Origin of the sequence: Streptomyces sp. NPDC058307, from assembly GCF_042880295.1 — a bacterium.
Lineage (GTDB): Bacteria > Actinomycetota > Actinomycetes > Streptomycetales > Streptomycetaceae > Streptomyces.
The window spans coordinates 1-16,929 of record NZ_JBHVYZ010000072.1; the positions used below are offsets into that span (position 1 = coordinate 1).

General features: G+C 69.3%; 13 protein-coding genes and 2 pseudogenes. 3 read left to right on the top strand and 12 right to left on the bottom strand.

Annotated features, from left to right (window positions below; translation table 11 throughout):
• Positions 1–729: 729 nt before the first annotated feature.
• Both ACFVYN_RS34885 and ACFVYN_RS34890 read left to right on the top strand, forming a co-directional pair.
• Positions 730–3,354: a fibronectin type III domain-containing protein gene (locus ACFVYN_RS34885; RefSeq protein ID WP_390005980.1), complete on the top strand. Its 2,625-nt coding sequence runs from the start codon at positions 730–732 to the stop codon at positions 3,352–3,354.
• Between the two features lie 71 nt (positions 3,355–3,425).
• Positions 3,426–3,749: an integrase core domain-containing protein gene (locus ACFVYN_RS34890; protein ID WP_390005981.1), complete on the top strand. Its 324-nt coding sequence runs from the start codon at positions 3,426–3,428 to the stop codon at positions 3,747–3,749.
• A 4-nt stretch (positions 3,750–3,753) separates the two neighbouring features.
• On the opposite strand, the pseudogene ACFVYN_RS34895 reads toward ACFVYN_RS34890, so the two are convergent.
• The 5 genes and pseudogenes from ACFVYN_RS34895 to ACFVYN_RS34915 form a co-directional block, all read right to left on the bottom strand.
• A pseudogene (locus ACFVYN_RS34895) lies at positions 3,754–4,093 on the bottom strand (SDR family NAD(P)-dependent oxidoreductase); the annotation flags it as partial.
• 246 nt (positions 4,094–4,339) lie between these two features.
• Positions 4,340–4,906 carry a TetR/AcrR family transcriptional regulator gene (locus tag ACFVYN_RS34900; RefSeq protein WP_390006013.1) on the bottom strand — a complete coding sequence of 189 codons (567 nt, stop codon included), beginning with the start codon at positions 4,904–4,906 and terminating at the stop codon, positions 4,340–4,342.
• 236 nt (positions 4,907–5,142) lie between these two features.
• Positions 5,143–5,619: an ATP-binding protein gene (locus ACFVYN_RS34905; RefSeq protein ID WP_390005983.1), complete on the bottom strand. Its 477-nt coding sequence runs from the start codon at positions 5,617–5,619 to the stop codon at positions 5,143–5,145.
• 530 nt (positions 5,620–6,149) lie between these two features.
• Entirely contained in the window at positions 6,150–6,551 is a 402-nt protein-coding gene (locus ACFVYN_RS34910) for an STAS domain-containing protein (RefSeq protein ID WP_390005984.1), read from the bottom strand.
• 335 nt (positions 6,552–6,886) lie between these two features.
• A pseudogene (locus tag ACFVYN_RS34915) lies at positions 6,887–7,216 on the bottom strand (MMPL family transporter); the annotation flags it as partial.
• Between the two features lie 105 nt (positions 7,217–7,321).
• On the opposite strand from ACFVYN_RS34915, the gene ACFVYN_RS34920 reads away from it, so the two are divergent.
• Complete coding sequence (locus tag ACFVYN_RS34920) at positions 7,322–8,440, top strand: glycerate kinase (protein WP_390006015.1); 1,119 nt, start codon at positions 7,322–7,324, stop codon at positions 8,438–8,440.
• Positions 8,441–8,807: 367 nt separating this feature from the next.
• On the opposite strand, the gene pssA is transcribed toward ACFVYN_RS34920, so the two are convergent.
• From pssA to ccrA, 7 genes are all read right to left on the bottom strand, one after another.
• Positions 8,808–9,626 (bottom strand): CDP-diacylglycerol--serine O-phosphatidyltransferase, encoded by an 819-nt coding sequence (pssA, locus tag ACFVYN_RS34925; protein WP_031042070.1) that lies wholly within the window; start codon positions 9,624–9,626, stop codon positions 8,808–8,810.
• A 22-nt stretch (positions 9,627–9,648) separates the two neighbouring features.
• A complete protein-coding gene (locus ACFVYN_RS34930; protein ID WP_390006016.1) occupies positions 9,649–10,305 on the bottom strand; it encodes a phosphatidylserine decarboxylase in 657 nt (218 codons plus the stop codon).
• Positions 10,306–10,475: 170 nt separating this feature from the next.
• On the bottom strand, positions 10,476–11,690 hold the full coding sequence (locus ACFVYN_RS34935) for an acyl-CoA dehydrogenase family protein (protein ID WP_390005985.1): 1,215 nt from the start codon (positions 11,688–11,690) through the stop codon (positions 10,476–10,478).
• 4 nt (positions 11,691–11,694) lie between these two features.
• On the bottom strand, positions 11,695–12,201 hold the full coding sequence (locus ACFVYN_RS34940; protein WP_007385824.1) for a MaoC family dehydratase: 507 nt from the start codon (positions 12,199–12,201) through the stop codon (positions 11,695–11,697).
• A 4-nt stretch (positions 12,202–12,205) separates the two neighbouring features.
• Positions 12,206–13,168 carry a CoA ester lyase gene (locus tag ACFVYN_RS34945; RefSeq protein ID WP_352381390.1) on the bottom strand — a complete coding sequence of 321 codons (963 nt, stop codon included), beginning with the start codon at positions 13,166–13,168 and terminating at the stop codon, positions 12,206–12,208.
• Positions 13,165–15,231, bottom strand: a complete 2,067-nt coding sequence (locus tag ACFVYN_RS34950; protein WP_390006018.1) for a protein meaA — start codon at positions 15,229–15,231, stop codon at positions 13,165–13,167. The genes ACFVYN_RS34945 and ACFVYN_RS34950 overlap by 4 nt, the downstream gene beginning before the upstream one ends.
• Positions 15,232–15,326: 95 nt before the next feature.
• A complete protein-coding gene (gene ccrA / locus ACFVYN_RS34955; RefSeq protein ID WP_390005986.1) occupies positions 15,327–16,670 on the bottom strand; it encodes a crotonyl-CoA carboxylase/reductase in 1,344 nt (447 codons plus the stop codon).
• Positions 16,671–16,929: the final 259 nt, after the last annotated feature.

Sequence of the window (16,929 nt, forward strand, 5' to 3'; positions counted from 1 at the left end):
CAGCAGGGCCGCGCGGTTGCGCTGGACGTCCGCGCGGGGCTTGCGTTCGCGCTGTGCACCGGCGCTCATGCGCCCTCCTGCCCGTCGTTTGCCCTGCGGCCGCATCAAACGGATGCTGCCTCCGTATGCACTCGAGAGTAAAGCGGAGGCGGCATCCGGTCAAACCGGCGGCCCGACCACGGGGGCCCGGACAGTGCGGGAGCCGACATATCTGCTCGCAAGCGAGGAAAGCCACACCGATTGCGGCCTGCTCGCCCGCTACCTCATGACCGTGGCGAACGGCATCGCCGTCCAAGCCGCCGGCGGCGCCCCCGCGACGAACTCCAGTAGGTGGCCGACATGACCCTGCGAAGCCGGCCACCCGCCTGACAGCCCTGGCGACCGAGGGGCCGGCGGAGGATCTGCGGAGCGGAAGCGGGAGGCAGGTCCGGGCGCGGCGGATGCCGATGCCGCTGATGAACGGCACCTGAGGCGGGGCATCCCGGCCTCCTCCCGTCGACCGCCTGGATCCCGCGGCAAGCCGGGGTGTTCTGGTCGGCCATGGCGGCGTCGTTTCCTCCGACCGCCCCACCTTCAACACAGGGGCACCCTTCACTTCGACTGAAGTGGCCCGATGAATTCTCAAGATACGTCCACACGAGGCCTGCAATTCCGCCGATCGCATTGACCTGACATCCAAGTGGTCCTACCTTTCCCTGGGTTGAGTTCCAGATCCCACGGGAGGGGTCCATGCCAACGCACCGCAGAGCCGCCCTCGTCGCCCTCGTGTCCACGGTCCTGGCCTTCGGCCCACCGGGGCTCGCCGCTCACGCGCTCGGCGCGCCGGGCCCCGCCGCCTCCGCGGACGTCTATGCGGCCCCCGGAGGCGACGACCACGCCGACGGCAGCGCCCGGCACCCCGTCCGCACGCTGGACCGGGCCCGGGACCTGGTGCGGGCCCGGGTCGCCGGCCTGCGCGCCGACCTGACGGTCCATCTGGCGCCGGGCACCTATCGCCGTACCGGCCCACTCGTGCTGGACGCCCGCGACTCGGGGGCGAACGGGCACCGGGTGATCTGGCAGGGCGCCGGCGACACGGTCATCAGCGGCGGGCTCCGAGTGGCCGGATGGCACCGGGCCCCGGGGCACAAGGGCCTGTGGGCCGCTCCCGCTCCCCGAGGACTCACCGACACACGGCAGTTGTACGTCGACGGAGTGCGCGCCCAGCGGGCCCGCGGGACCGTGCCGGTCACACTGACCCAGACCGCGACCGGCTACACCGCCTCCTCCGACGCCCTCGCCCACTGGAAGCATCCCGAAGACGCCGAGTTCGTCTACACCAGCGGCGAAGCGCTGTGGAACATCGAGCGCAACGGGCTCGGCCAGTGGACCGAGCCACGCTGCCCGATCGCCTCCGCCGACGGCACCACCGTCACCATGGCGCAGCCCTGCTGGGACAACTCCAACAAACGGGTCGAGTTCCCCGACATCCCCGGCCGCACGGTCAGCATGGTCGGCCCCGGCCACCTCACCAACGGCGGCAAGCCGTCGTACGTCGAGAACGCCTACGAACTCCTCGACCAGCCCGGCGAGTGGTACCTCGACAAGAGCGACCACACCGTCTACTACCTTCCCCGCAAGGGCGAGGACCTCGGCCGCGCCGACGTCGAGGCAGCCGCGGCCGAGAAGCTGCTCGACGGACGCGGCACCGCGGACGCCCCCGTCCATGACCTCACCTTCCGCGGCATCCGGTTCAGCTACGCGACCTGGCTGACTCCGTCCCGGCCGGAGGGCTTCTCCGAGATCCAGGCCGGCTACACGATCACCGGCGACCGCGGCTGGGCCACACAGGGCCTTTGCCAGCACGTCCCCGGCGGAACCTGCCCGTTCGCCTCCTGGACCAAGATGCCGGGCAACGTCTCCTTCGCCCACGACCAGCGCGTGGAGTTCACCGACGACGTCTTCGCCCATCTCGGCGCGTCCGGACTGGAACTCGGCGCGGGCAGCGCGGACTCCTCGGTCAGCGGGAGCGTCTTCACCGACGTGTCCGGCAACGGGCTGGAGATCGGCTCAGTGGACGGACAGACCCCCGCGTCGGGCGTGCGCGTGACGGACAACCACCTGTACGGGCTGCCCCGCGAGTACCACGGCGGTGTGGGCATCCTCAACGGCTACGCCCAGCACACCACCATCGCCCACAACCAGATCGACCACGTCGCCTACTCGGCGATCTCGATGGGATGGGGCGGCTGGCCCGACAAGATCGGCGACCCGGCGACCCCGAATCCCAGCCACGACAACGCCGTACGCGACAACTTGGTCTTCGACTACATGCAACTGCTCGACGACGGCGGCGGCGTCTACACCCAGGGTCTGACCGGCACCTCCCTGACCGACGGTGAGAAGGTCACCGGCAACGTCATCCATGGCCAGTGGGGCCTGGGCAAGAGCGTCTACACCGACAACGGCTGCACCTACGAGACCGTCGAGGGCAATGTCCTCTACCGCGCCTCCTACGCCAACGTCGCCTCCCGGCACACCGACTACCGCGACGGCCTCGGCAACAACGACCCCACCCTGATCAAGGACAACTGGTGGGAGGAAGGCACCGCCGACGGGGACAACAAGGGCCTGGTGACCAGCGGAAACAAGATCATGGCCGGACTGTCCGACGTACCGCCGGACGTCCTCGCGAACGCCGGACTCGAACCCGCATACCGGCACCTGCTGACCCTGCGCGTCGGCGGCGTCTCCGTGCCCGAGGCGCCGGCCCGGGTCGGCACCGGCACGGCGGGCTCCGACGCGCTGTACGTGACCTTCAACCCCACCTTCGCGGACGGCGGTTCGCCGGTGACCGGTTACACGGCACGGGCGTACGACCCCACGGGCCGTCAGGTCGCCCAGCAGTCCGTCACCGCGGCCGAGTTCAAACGCACCGCCCTGCTGCGCATCGACGGACTACCGGCGGGCGGCGGCCCCTTCACGGTGACCGTCGCCGCGAGCAACGACCAGGGCACCGGCGCCCCCTCGCTCGCCTCGGCGCCGCTGAGCCCGACGGCCGCGAGCGCGCTGCCCGCCGCGCCGACGAGCCCGAAGCTGCGCGCCGCGGCCACGGCCGCCACCCTCGCCTGGACCCCGCCGACCAGTACGGGTGACGCGAAGATCGTCGGTTACCGGGTGACCGTCTCCGACGGACGCGATCCGATCGCGGTGACCGGCCGGGACGTCCTGGTCACCCAGCCCTCCGCCAAGGGCATGTTCCGGGTGATCGGCGGACTGAAACCCGGAACGGCCTACAGCGTGACGGTCGCCGCGGTCACGGCGGCGGGCACCGGCCCCGCGGCCACGGTCAGCGGGACCACGACCGCCGGTTAGCCCACCGAAGCAGTCCGGGACCTCGTCTGATCAGGGATCGGGACGGGACGTTCCCACGGCCGTTCGACGAGGTGCTCAAGGACGCGGGTATCCAGGTGGTGCTCAGCGGCGTCCGGATGCCGTGCATGAACTCGATCATGGAGCGGTGGGTGCAGATCTGCAGGCGAGAGCTGCTAGACCGTACGTTGATCTGGAACCAGCGCCATCTCCTGCGCGCCCTGCGCGAGTTCGAGACGTTCTACAACGAGCACCGGCCGCACCAGGGTCTTGCGAATGCCCGTCCTCTCCACTCGCTGCCCGCTCCGATCGAGGACCCGGACCGGATCGCCCATCTGGACATACGACGGCGGGCGCGACACGGCGGCACCCTCCACGAGTATCAACATGCCGCCTGACCAGGTCCCGGGTGTTCTGCTTCGGCGGGTACATCACGCCGGCGTTGTTGATCAGCAGGTCGATGCCCGGGAACGTTCCGTGCAGGTCGGCCGCGGCGGAGCGGACGACTCCAGCGTCGTCAGGCCCAGCTCCTGCACGGTGACATTGCCCGTCACCGTGCGGCCGCCTTCTTGCCCTTCTCGACGTCCCGCACGGCCAGGACAACCGTGGCCCCGTGTTCTGCCCGTGCTCGGGCGGTTTCGAAGTCCAGGCCGCCGTTTGCCCCGGTCACGATCGCCACCCTGCCCGCGGCGCTGAGGACGAGGCCACCGATCAGCGGCCCGGCCAGTGACGCAACGGCCATGGTGGCGCCGTACAGGCCCAGCGCACGCGGTCGGCGTGTTGCGGGGGTAGCGGCCCGGATGAGCGACAGGATCTGGGGGTGACCAGGCCGCTGCCCGCGCCCTGCACCAGCCGGGCCGCAGCCGCGCTGGACGGGAGCCTCGCCCGGCTCCGCCGACACCCTGGCCACCGCGGCGCTCATCGCTCGTACATCGCCGCGTCGACTGAGGTCTTCCCGGGGCCGGCAGCCGCCACAGGAAGTCGGCCGTCAGTCGGTGCGCACCGCGAAGCGACCGGTGAGCAGGGTCAGGCGGCGTCCGTGGGTCTCTTCGGGCAGACGGCCGCTGCGCATCAGTGTCACCAGGCCGTGCAGGCTCGCCCGGTACGTCTCCGTGAGCAGACCGGGCTCGTCGCCCTCGGCCGCGATCGGTTCGACCGCCCGCGCCAGCTCGTCGAACGCCTCCCACAGCGCGGCCGGTGCCTCCGCCGTGGCGAACGGCAGCCCCACGACGTGGGTGAACATCGCGTCGTACTGCGCGGGCCGCCGTCGGGCGAACGCCGTGTACGCCTCGCCGACCGCGGCCAGCAGCTCACGCACGCCCGCCGCGCGCGGGCCGGACGTCCCCGGCCCTTCCGTCACCGCCCTGCGCGCCGCCGCCAACTCCGTGGCCAGTTCGGCGCAGCCCTCCACCGCGACCGCCGTCATGATCGCGTCCTTGCCCTTGAAGTGGCTGTAGCGGACCGGCTGGCTGTACTCGATCTCGGCGGCCAGCCGCCGTGTGGTGACCGCGTTCCAGCGCTCCGCCTCCGCCAGCTCCCGCGCAGCCGTGACGATGAGCCGCTCGCGTCCGTACCGATGTCAGGGGGTCCAGGAATGTCGCTGTTCATACCCAAGTTCGACCAGACCGTGATCGTCCGTGATGCCGAGGCAGGAATCGGTGTCCTTTGACGTCGGTGCTGTGGTCGTGGCGCCGGTGCCCTCGCTCATGCTTCCTGTGCACGACAGGGCAAGAGGGCCCGCGACATGGACACGGCGCGATGACAGAGTTCGTTGTGGCCGGGTGGCGGGCGTTAGAGGATCTGGTGGCCGGCGACGTCTCCGCCGGGGTCGTCGGCGAGGGTGACGGCTGCGGTGATCCGTTTGCCGACGGGTTCGCGTTGGACGGCGAAACGCTGGGAGACGGCCATGACGATCTCCAGGCCGTGCTGGCCGATCCGGCCGGGGTCGGCCCCGAGGACCGAGGGCGGGGTGGGGCTGCTGTCCCACACGCTGATCTCGACGGCGCCGTCGACGATCTCCAGGTCGAGCAGGCAGGGTCCGGGCGCGTATTTGCGGGCGTTGGTGATCAGCTCGCTGACCACCAGTTGCACCATGCCCATGGCGCGTTTCGAGACGGGCAGTCCGTGGACGGCTTGTACGGAGGTGAGGAACGTGCGGGCGGTGTCGCGGGCGGCGGCGATCTCCTCACTGCCCTCGAAACAGGCGAACACCATGATCGGACGTGCAACGAGGGGCTCCTGGCCCTCGTCCTGCCCAGCCAGGTCCATACATCCGCCTCGCGTCCAAAGTGCCGGGGGTACCCGTCTCCGTTACCCCCAAACCAGCGAACAATTCGACCACGCCGGCTACCGGCCCGGCGACCCGGGTCGGCTTTACTCGGGGTCGCTCTCGTCTCGCGCGCGCGTCTGTGCCTCACGCCAGCGCGTCCGCATGATCGGCGTGAGAGAAATCGGTTGGCATGGTCTGAACTTTTACGGGCAGGCGGCAGGGGTGCCAGGCGGGCCGACTGATCTCATTCCGCGGGTGCGCTCTGTCCTGGTCCAGGCTGGTTTCCCGGTGGGTGACGCGGACAGTGACGTCCGGGGGTTGCGGTTGACGGAGGTGGACGCGGGGGTTGCGGTCAACTGGACCGCGTCGGACGAGTTCACCTCTCTGGCTCGTGAAGCCGGTCGCGCTTCGAGCGGCGACAGCGTGCGAGCGTTGGTCCAGGCCGCAGTGGCAGGGGTGCTGGTCCAGCAGGGCCTGGCCGTCGACGAAACACCCGACGGACAGGCCCTGATCGTGCGCGGCAGGAATGTCAGGCCTTCAGAGCCTGTCCGACGCTGGGATGGCAGTCGATGAGGGCGTCGATGCCGACGATCTGCATCAGGTACAGCATCGGGTCCCGGGCGCCGGCGATGCGCAGCCACCCCTGAGCCTGGCTCACGCGGCGGTAGGCGGCGATGAAGACGTTGATCCCGCTGGAGTCCAGAAACGTCACCCCGCTGAGATCCACCACGATCCGGGGCGGCGCCGGGGCGTCCTGGGACAGCAGCGCTCGGCCGAAGTCGTCCATGACGTCGTGGTCGATCTCGCCGTCCGCCGTAACGACCAGGACGCCGTCGACCACCTCGGACCGGACGGAGAACCGGACCGGCTGCTTTTGGTTGTGGATGTCGGTCACCGTCCTCAACTGCGCCCAGAGCAGGCCGCTTGGCATGTGCTCCAGTAGTTGGGTCTCATGGCTGCAGCGCGTCGCACGTGCTGAAGCCCCGCCCGATCGCCGCTCGTAGCCGAACGGGGTCTGTTGTCATAGGGCAAGCGTAGTTGGGCCTTTGCTCGGTGAACACCCGAGTCCCCAGTCGCACGCAAACCGTCCTCGCTTGACGACCGGCGGGGCGGGGGCTGCTGCCGCCCGCCCCGCCGGTCCGTGCACCCTGGATCATCCGTACTCCGAGAACAGCCGGGGGCGCAGCCTCGTCAGCAAGCTCGCGGCCCGCTGGGCTGTGTCACCCCGGCCGGACTCTGCGCCGGGCAGGACGCTGTGGGCCGGAGTCAACCCCGCGAAACTGCGGGTTCGGGCTCGGCAGCGGGCTCGGGCGCGTTTTCGCTGAGGCCGAACCGGCTGTGGAACCTGCGCAGGAAGCCGGGCGCGTACCAGGCCGAGCCGCCGAGCAGGCGCATCGCTGCTGCGACGAGGACACCGCGGATGGCGACGGCGTCGATGAGGATGGCCAGCCCGCTGCCGAGGCCGAACATCTGCATGAAGCTGAGCTTGGCCGTACCGAAGGCGAAGAAGCTCACCGCGAGCAGGCAGGCGGCGGCGGTGACGATGCGCCCGGTGTGCCCGAGGCCGTTGGTGACGGCGGACTCGGTGTCCTCGCCCTCTGCGCATGACGCCGGGGGGCGTCTCCGGTTAAGGTCGCAACGGCGCGACTGGCCTTGACGTGCGCGAGGCCCGGAGAGCAAGGGGAAGACGTGACACAGCGCGTGCTCATCGCCGCGGACAAGTTCAAGGGCTCGCTCACGGCCGTACAGGTCGCCGAGCGGGTGACAGCCGGGCTGCGCCGGGTCGTGCCGGACCTGGAGGTGGAGTCGCTGCCCGTCGCCGACGGCGGTGACGGCACCGTCGCCGCGGCGGTCGCGGCCGGTTTCGAGCGCCGGGAAGTGGCGGTCGCCGGGCCCCTCGGCCAGGAGATCACGGCCGCCTTCGCGGTACGCGCGGACACCGCTGTGGTGGAGATGGCCGAGGCCAGCGGGCTCCAGCGGCTGCCCGCGGGCGTCTTCGCCCCGCTCACGGCATCCACGTACGGCTCCGGAGAGCTTCTGCGCGCCGCGCTGGACGCCGGTGCCCGCACGATCGTGTTCGGCGTCGGCGGCAGCGCCACCACCGACGGCGGCGCCGGCATGCTCTCCGCGCTCGGCGCCCGCTTCCTGGACGCCGACGGCGAGCCCGTGGCCCCCGGCGGCGAAGGCCTCGCCGACCTCGCCTCGGCCGACCTCTCCGGCCTGGACCCGCGGCTCGCGGCCGTCGAGTTCATCCTGGCCAGCGACGTCGACAACCCGCTGACCGGCCCCAAGGGCGCCCCCGCGATCTACGGCCCGCAGAAGGGCGCCTCCCCGGACGACGTGGCGGCCCTGGACAGCGCCCTCGCCCACTACGCGAAGGTGCTGGAGGAGGCTGTCGGCGCGAAGGCCGCCGAGTACGCCGCCGCACCGGGTGCGGGCGCGGCCGGCGGCATCGGCTACGGCGCCCTCCTGCTCGGCGCCCGGTTCCGCCCCGGCATCGAGGTCATGCTCGATGTCCTCGGCTTCGCGCCCGCGCTGGAGTGGGCGGACCTGGTGATCACCGGCGAGGGCTCCCTCGACGAGCAGACCCTGCACGGCAAGGCTCCGGCGGGCGTCGCCGCGGCCGCCCGCGCGAAGGACAAGGAGGTCGTCGCCGTCTGCGGCCGCCTCGCCCTGCCCCCGGAGGCCCTCGGCCGCGCGGGCATCCGCCGCGCCTACCCCCTCACCGACACCGAGCCCGACATCCAGAGGTGCATCTCCGAGGCGGGCCCGATCCTGGAGGCCGTGGCGGAACGGATCGGCCGCGACTTCCTGATCTGAGCGCGCCTTTGCGTTGGACCACCTTGCACGGGGGCGCGGACCAGGGGCCGGGCAGCCGACGGGGCTGAGCGGGTGTCGGGGCAAGCTCGTGGACGGGCTCGAGCTGCCGACCGGGCCGAACTGTCGGCCGGACCGAGCCGGCATCCCGACCGAGCCGCTCGCCGAGTGGAGCCGGTGCCCGGTCTGAGCCGCCGTCCGGGCCGGGCCGCTGCCTGGAGTGGAGCCGGTGCCCGGGCTGGGCCACCGTCCAAGCCGGGCCGCGTCCAGGGCCGAGCCGGTGACCCGTCATGACTGAACCGGTGCCGACACAGCCGAGGGGCCCGAACCGATATCGGTTCGGGCCCCTCGGAGTACAACGCCGCAAGCGCTACGGCAGCTGTGCCGCCCGCGCCTCGCGCCTGTTGCCGCGGAAGTTGTTCACCCGGCGGGCCGTGGCGAACAAGGGGATCACCGCGCCCATGACGAGCTGCAGGGCGCAGCCGGTCTGGAGCAGGAGCTGGCCGCTGGGAGCGCCGAAGGCCCAGGCCGCGAGCAGACCCATCGCCAGCACGATCCAGGCGAGCATCGCTCCCGCGAGCCGCCCCCGCGGCTTCGGGTACTCCACCCGGCTCACCATCAGCCACGCGGTGCCCAGGATCGCCAGGAGCGTCGCCACGAAGGGCAGCTCCAGCAGCACGATCGCGACCACCGTGAGCGCGCCGAACGGGGACGGCATGCCCTGGAACATGCCGTTCGCCGGGGTCACGCAGGAGAATCTGGCCAGTCGCAGCACCACCGCAAGCAGCACCACCACGGCACCCACCGCCGCCACCCGCTGCGAGGCGTCGTCGGCGACCATGCCGTAGACGAGCACGAAGTACGCCGGCGCGAGACCGAAGCTGATCAGGTCCGAGAGGTTGTCCAGCTCCGCGCCCATCGGCGAGGAGCGCAGCTTGCGCGCCACCAGGCCGTCGAAGAGGTCGAAGACCGCCGCGCACAGCATCAGGATGACCGCCGTGGCCGCGCTGTTGCGCGCCATGCCGGATTCCTGGCTGTCGGTCAGGTGCGGGATCAGGATGCCGGTGGTGGTGAAGTACACCGCCATGAAACCGCATGTGGCGTTGCCGAGGGTGAGGGTGTCCGCTATCGACAGGCGGAGAGAAAGAGGCATCTCCTCCTCGTCGTCGACCTCGTCGGCCTCGGGCACCCAGCCCGCCTGGGTCTCAGGATCAATCACGGTCAATGCGAGTCACCCCAGCCACCGTCTTCTGCCCGACCTCGACCGCGACCTCGACGCCCGCGGGCAGGTAGATGTCGACGCGCGAGCCGAACCGGATCAGACCGATGCGGTCACCCTGCTCGACCTTCGTGCCCTGCGGGATGTAGGGGACGATGCGACGGGCCACCGCGCCGGCGATCTGGATCATCTCGATGTCACCGAGTTCGGTGTCGAAGTGCCAGACGACGCGCTCGTTGTTCTCGCTCTCCTTGTTGAACGCCGGAACGAACCCACCGGGGATGTGCTCGACCGACGTCACCGTGCCGGAGAGCGGCGCGCGGTTGACGTGGACGTTGAGCGGGCTCATGAAGATCGCGACGCGGGTGCGACCGTCCTTCCACGGCATGATGCTCTGCACCACACCGTCGGCGGGCGAGATGACCCGGCCCGGGGCGATCTCGCGCTCGGGGTCGCGGAAGAACCACAGCATGCCCGCCGCCAGCGCGGTGGCGGGCACGGCGACGGCCTTGGCGGCGCCGGACTTGCGCGCGCGTACCAGGCTCAGTGCTGCGGTGGCGACGGTCGGCAGGAGCCACGGCGATGCTCCGCGCGCGAGGCGTACGCCTGCCCGGCTGTCGCGAGGTGCAGAGGTTTGGCTGTGGGGCATGGATGACCTTCGTAGCGGATGATGCCGCGCACTAGACGGGGGACGGCGGCTTACCGGGATCGTACCGGTCGCGGGCCACAACTGGGCAAGCCAGGAAGCCGAGTCGGCGGCTGAACCGTCCTGACGGGGTGTGATCTTCTTCTCCAAGAAAACACTCCGTATCCGGACATCTAGCCCTGGAACCGATACTCTTCGAGCAGCCTGCGACCGATGATCATTTTCTGGATCTCGGCGGTACCTTCGCCGATCAGCAGCATCGGAGCCTCACGGTAGAGGCGCTCGATCTCGTACTCCTTGGAGAAGCCGTAGCCGCCGTGGATCCGGAAGGCGTCTTCGACGACCTCCTTGCAGTATTCGGAGGCGAGGTACTTCGCCATCCCTGCCTCAAGGTCGTTTCGCTCCCCGGAGTCCTTTTTGCGTGCCGCGTTGACCATCATCGCATGCGCGGCCTCGACCTTGGTAGCCATCTCGGCCAGCTTGAACTGAATCGCCTGGTGCTGAGCGATCGGCTTGCCGAAGGTGTGCCGCTGCTGGGCGTACGAGACGCCCAGCTCGAAGGCACGCTGAGCGACGCCGCAGCCACGCGCCGCCACATTCACGCGGCCCACCTCGACGCCGTCCATCATTTGGTAAAAACCTCGGCCGGTGGTCCCGCCGAGGACCCGATCGGCCGGAAGCCGCAGGCCATCCATGATCAGCTCGGTGGTGTCGACGCCCTTGTAGCCCATCTTGTCGATCTTCCCGGGGATGGTGAGGCCGGGGCGGACCTCTCCGAAGCCGGGTTCCTTCTCGATCAGGAAGGTCGTCATCGACTTGTGCGGTTTGGCGGCCGCCTCTTCGGGGGAGTGTCCTTCGTCACTTCGGACGAGAACGGCGACCAAAGTTGACGTTCCGCCATTCGTGAGCCACATCTTCTGGCCGTTCAGGACGTATTCGTCGCCGTCCCTGACCGCCTTGGACGTGATGGCCGACACGTCGGAACCGAGACCCGGCTCCGACATCGAGAAGGCGCCCCGCACGTCGCCGGCCGCCATCCGCGGCAGGAAGTGGTCCTTCTGCTCCTGCGTGCCGTGCTGCTTGAGCATGTACGCCACGATGAAGTGGGTGTTGATGATGCCGGACACCGACATCCAGCCGCGGGCGATCTCCTCCACGCACAGCGCGTACGTCAGGAGCGACTCGCCCAGACCGCCGTACTCCTCGGGGATCATCAGGCCGAACAGGCCCAACTCCTTGAGCCCGTCGACGATCTGCTGCGGGTACTCGTCGCGGTGCTCCAGCTCGGTCGCGACCGGGAGGATCTCCTTGTCCACGAAGTCCCGGACGGTGGAAAGGATCTCCTGCTGGATGTCCGTGAGGCCGTGGGTCTGGGCGAGGCGTGCCATGGGCTCAGCCCTCCTGAAGTTCCGGGCGGCCGGGCTGTTCGCCGCCGCGCTCCTTGATGTAGGTCTCGGTGGGCACCATGACCTTGCGGCGGAACACGCAGACCAGCGTGCCGTCCTGCTTGTAGCCCTTGGTCTCGACGTACACGATCCCGCGGTCGTTCTTCGACTTGGAGGGCCACTTGTCCAGCACGGTCGTCTGGCCGTAGATGGTGTCGCCGTGGAAGGTCGGCGCCACGTGCTTGAGCGACTCGATCTCCAGGTTGGCGATCGCCTTGCCGGAGACGTCCGGTACGGACATGCCGAGCAGCAGCGAGTAGATGTAGTTCCCGACCACGACGTTCTTGCCGAAGTCCGTCGTCTTCTCGGCGTAGTTGACGTCCATGTGGAGCGGGTGGTGGTTCATGGTGAGCAGGCAGAAGAGGTGGTCGTCGTACTCCGTGACCGTCTTTCCGGGCCAGTGCTTGTAGACCGCCCCGACCTCGAACTCCTCGTAGGTGCGTCCGAACTGCATGGTCCTACGCCTCCGGAATCTCGAACTTCGACGTGCGCTGCATGCCCGCCGCACGTCCCTTGCCGGAGATGACCAGCGCCATCTTGCGGCTGGCCTCGTCGATCATCTCGTCGCCGAGCATCGCCGAGCCCTTCTTGCCGCCCGCCTCGGAGGTGTAGTAGTCGTACGCGTCCAGGATCAGCTCGGCGTGGTCGTAGTCCTCCTGGGAGGGCGAGAAGATCTCGTTGGACGCCTCGACCTGGCCCGGGTGCAGCACCCACTTGCCGTCGAAGCCGAGGGCCGCGGCACGCTGGGCGACCTCGCGGTAGCCGTCGATGTTGCGGATCTGCAGGTATGGGCCGTCGATCGCCTGGAGGTTGTTGGCGCGGGCCGCCATCAGGATCTTCATCAGGATGTAGTGGTAGGCGTCCGCCGGGTAGCCGGGCGGCTGCTCGCCCACGACCAGCGACTTCATGTTGATCGACGCCATGAAGTCGGCCGGGCCGAAGATGATCGTCTCGACGCGCTGGGACGCGGTCGCGATCTCGTTGACGTTGTTGAGGCCCTGCGCGTTCTCGATCTGCGCCTCGATGCCGATCTTGCCGACCTCGAAGCCCATCGTCTTCTCGATCTGGGTCAGCAGGAGATCCAGCGCGACGATCTGCTCGGCGCTCTGCACCTTCGGCAGCATGATGCAGTCGAGGTTCTGGCCGGCGCCCTCGACGACCGTGACGACATCGCGGTACGTCCACTCGGTCGTCCAGTCGTTGACACGCACGACCCTCGTCTTGCCGGTCCAGTCGCCCTCGTTGAGGAACTTGACGATGGTGTGCCGCGCCTCGGGCTTGGCGAGCGGGGCGCACGCGTCCTCCAGGTCGAGGAAGACCTGGTCCGCCGGGAGGCCCTGCGCCTTCTCCAGGAAGCGGGGGTTGCTGCCCGGCACGGCCAGACAGGAGCGCCGCGGGCGAAGGCGGTTGACGGTCGTCATGCGGGGACCTCCAGGGGGTCGAGCTTGTTCGCTTTCCGGATCTCGTCGACGATGCGGCCGATGATGCCGGTGATGTCGAAGTCCTTCGGGGTGAAGACAGCGGCCACTCCGGCTGCCCGCAATTGCTCGGCGTCTCCATTGGGGATGATCCCACCGGCAATGACAGGTACCTCTGTGGCGCCTGCCACATGCAGCCTCTCGAGCACGTCCGGCACCAGCTGGGCGTGCGAGCCGGACAGGATGGACAGGCCGACCGCGTGCACGTCCTCGGCGATGGCCGCGTCCACGATCTGCTCCGGGGTCAGCCGGATGCCCTGGTACACCACCTCGAAGCCCGCGTCACGCGCGCGTACGGCTATCTGCTCGGCCCCGTTGGAGTGCCCGTCCAGGCCCGGCTTGCCGACCAGGAAGCGCAGCTTGCCGACGCCGAGGTCCTTGGCGGTCACCTCGACCCGGCGGCGGACGTCGGCCATGGCCGAGCCCGCCTCCGCGGGGACCGCCACCGGCGCGGAGGAGACGCCGGTGGGCGCCCGGAACTCGCCGAACACCTCCCGCAGGGCCCCGGCCCACTCGCCGGTCGTGACCCCCGCGCGGGCGCACTCCACGGTGGCCTCCATGAGGTTGTCGGTGCCCTTGGCGGCCTCCTTCAGCTTCTCCAGCGCCTTGCAGGGGCGCGGGTGGTTGAAGGGCGGCTGGTAGCGCGTGTCGCGCCAGTGCTGGAGCCCGGCGATCACCCGGGCCTCGACGGCCGGGTCCACCGTCTGGATGGCGGTGTCCAGGTCAGCGGTCAGTGGGTTCGGCTCGGTCGTCTCGAAGATGTTGACGCCGATGATCTTCTCCTGCCCGGACTCGATACGGGCCCGGCGCTCGGCGTGCGAGGAGACGAGCTGCGACTTGAGGTAGCCCGACTCGACGGCGGCCATCGCGCCGCCCATCTCCTGGATCCGGTCGATCTCCGCGAGGGACTCCTCGACGAGCTGTTCGACCTTCGCCTCGACGACGTGCGAGCCCTCGAAGATGTCCTCGTACTCCAGCAGATCGCTCTCGTAGGCCAGCACCTGCTGCATGCGCAGCGACCACTGCTGGTCCCAGGGCCGGGGGAGCCCCAGGGCCTCGTTCCAGGCCGGCAGCTGGACGGCACGCGCGCGTGCGCCCTTCGAGAGGGTCACGGCCAGCATCTCGAGGACGATCCGCTGGACGTTGTTCTCCGGCTGCGCCTCGGTCAGACCGAGGGAGTTGACCTGGACGCCGTACCGGAAGCGGCGGTGCTTGGGGTTCTCGATGCCGTAGCGCTCACGCGTGACCTTGTCCCAGATGCGCCCGAACGCGCGCATCTTGCACATCTCCTCGATGAACCGGACGCCCGCGTTCACGAAGAAGGAGATACGGCCGACGACATCGCCCATGCGCTCCTGCGGCACCTGGCCGGAGTCCCGGACGGCGTCCAGGACCGCGATCGCCGTCGACATCGCGTACGCGATCTCCTGGACCGGCGTGGCGCCCGCCTCCTGCAGGTGGTAGCTGCAGATGTTGATCGGGTTCCACTTCGGGAGGTGGGAGACCGTGTACGCGATCATGTCGGTCGTCAGGCGGAGGCTCGGCTCCGGCGGGAAGACGTGCGTCCCCCGGGACAGGTACTCCTTGACGATGTCGTTCTGGGTCGTGCCCTGGAGCTGGGTGATGTCCGCGCCCTGCTCCTCGGCCACCACCTGGTAGAGCGCCAGCAGCCACATGGCCGTGGCGTTGATCGTCATCGAGGTGTTCATCTGCTCCAGGGGGATGTCCTGGAACAGCCGGCGCATGTCACCGAGGTGCGCGATCGGCACGCCGACCCGGCCCACCTCGCCGCGGGCGAGGACGTGGTCGGAGTCGTAGCCGGTCTGCGTCGGCAGGTCGAACGCCACCGACAGACCGGTCTGGCCCTTGGCGAGGTTGCGCCGGTACAGCTCGTTGGACGCCTCGGCCGTGGAGTGACCGGCGTACGTGCGCATGAGCCACGGCCGGTCTCTTTCCTTTTGCGTCTGCGACTGAGGGTGCTCCGTGCCGGTGTCGACGTTCCTCAGCCCGCGGTCGCTTCGCTCCCTTGTCTTCGTCTCTTTCGACACCGGCTCAGTCGCAGACGCGGTCTGACGCTCTGTCATCTATGGCCCCGGGTGTCTCAGATGTTGCGGAAGCGGTTGATGGCGTCGATGTGCTGGGCGCGCTTCTCCTCGTCGCGCACGCCCAGGCCCTCCTCGGGGGACAGGCACAGGACGCCGACCTTGCCCTGGTGGAGGTTGCGGTGCACGTCGTAGGCCGCCTGGCCGGTCTCCTCCAGGGAGTACACCTTCGACAGGGTCGGGTGGATCTTGCCCTTCGCGATCAGCCGGTTGGCCTCCCAGGCCTCGCGGTAGTTGGCGAAGTGCGAGCCGATGATCCGCTTCAGGGACATCCACAGGTAGCGGTTGTCGTACTCGTGCATGTAGCCCGAGGTCGAGGCGCAGGTGGTGATGGTGCCGCCCTTGCGGGTGACGAAGACGCTCGCGCCGAAGGTCTCGCGGCCGGGGTGCTCGAAGACGATGTCGATGTCCTCGCCGCCGGTGAGTTCGCGGATGCGCTTGCCGAAGCGCTTCCACTCCTTGGGGTCCTGGGTGTTCTCGTCCTTCCAGAACTTGTAGCCCTCGGCGTTGCGGTCGATGATCGCGTCGGCGCCCATCGCCCGGCAGATCTCCGCCTTCTGCGGCGAGGACACGACACAGATCGGGTTGGCACCGCCCGCGAGCGCGAACTGTGTGGCGTACGAGCCGAGTCCGCCGCTCGCACCCCAGATCAGGACGTTGTCGCCCTGCTTCATCCCGGCGCCGTTGCGGGAGACCAGCTGGCGGTAGGCGGTGGAGTTGACCAGTCCGGGGGCGGCCGCCTCCTCCCACGATAGGTGGTCGGGCTTGGGCATCAGCTGGTTGGACTTGACGAGCGCGATCTCGGCGAGGCCGCCGAAGTTGGTCTCGAAGCCCCAGATCCGCTGCTCGGGGTCGAGCATGGTGTCGTTGTGGCCGTCGGAGGACTCCAGCTCCACGCTCAGGCAGTGCGCGACGACCTCGTCACCGGGCTTCCAGGCGTTGACGCCCGGGCCGGTGCGCAGGACGACGCCCGCGAGGTCGGAGCCGATGATGTGGTACGGCAGGTCGTGCCGCTTGGCCAGGTCGTTGGTGCGGCCGTAGCGCTCCAGGAACCCGAAGGTCGACAGCGGCTCGAAGATCGAGGTCCACACCGAGTTGTAGTTGACACTCGATGCCATGACGGCGACGAGCGCCTCGCCCGGGCCCAGCTCGGGCAGGGCCACCTCGTCGAGGTGGATCGACTTGCGCGGGTCCTTGTCGCGGGTCTCCAGACCCGCGAACATCTCCGTCTCGTCCTTGTGCACGGTGATCGCGCGGTACGACTCGGGGAGCGGCATGGCGGCGAAGTCGGCCGGAGTCGAGTCCGGCGACTGGATCGCGTCCAGGATTTCCTTCACGGTCACGGTGTTGCCTCCGGCGAATGGCGTCTTGAGGGGAGACGCTGAGGGTTACGTCGGTGCCGTCGGTTCGGCGGTCATGCTGTTCGGCAGCGCTTTGTGGCGCGGGAGGTTGCCTGTGACGCAGGCGTCCGGGCGGGCAAATCGATGACTTGCTGGGACAGCCGGCGTACGTATGGTCTCTGCACGCCGGCCGCCCGGACTTCCCTCAACGTAAGACACCGCGTGCCACCGTGCAAGGCACTGAGTGCCAGATATTGCTCTC

What these genes read in the sequence shown, in the direction of transcription:
- ACFVYN_RS34940 (WP_007385824.1), bottom strand. Translation starts at nt 12,201, where the DNA reads ATGCAGTTCGGACGCACCTACGAGGAGTTCGAGGTCGGGGCGGTCTAC.
- ACFVYN_RS34885 (WP_390005980.1), top strand. Translation starts at nt 730, where the DNA reads ATGCCAACGCACCGCAGAGCCGCCCTCGTCGCCCTCGTGTCCACGGTC.
- ACFVYN_RS34910 (WP_390005984.1), bottom strand. Translation starts at nt 6,551, where the DNA reads ATGCCAAGCGGCCTGCTCTGGGCGCAGTTGAGGACGGTGACCGACATC.
- ACFVYN_RS34945 (WP_352381390.1), bottom strand. Translation starts at nt 13,168, where the DNA reads ATGACGACCGTCAACCGCCTTCGCCCGCGGCGCTCCTGTCTGGCCGTG.
- ACFVYN_RS34935 (WP_390005985.1), bottom strand. Translation starts at nt 11,690, where the DNA reads ATGGCACGCCTCGCCCAGACCCACGGCCTCACGGACATCCAGCAGGAG.
- ACFVYN_RS34905 (WP_390005983.1), bottom strand. Translation starts at nt 5,619, where the DNA reads ATGGACCTGGCTGGGCAGGACGAGGGCCAGGAGCCCCTCGTTGCACGT.
- ACFVYN_RS34930 (WP_390006016.1), bottom strand. Translation starts at nt 10,305, where the DNA reads ATGCCCCACAGCCAAACCTCTGCACCTCGCGACAGCCGGGCAGGCGTA.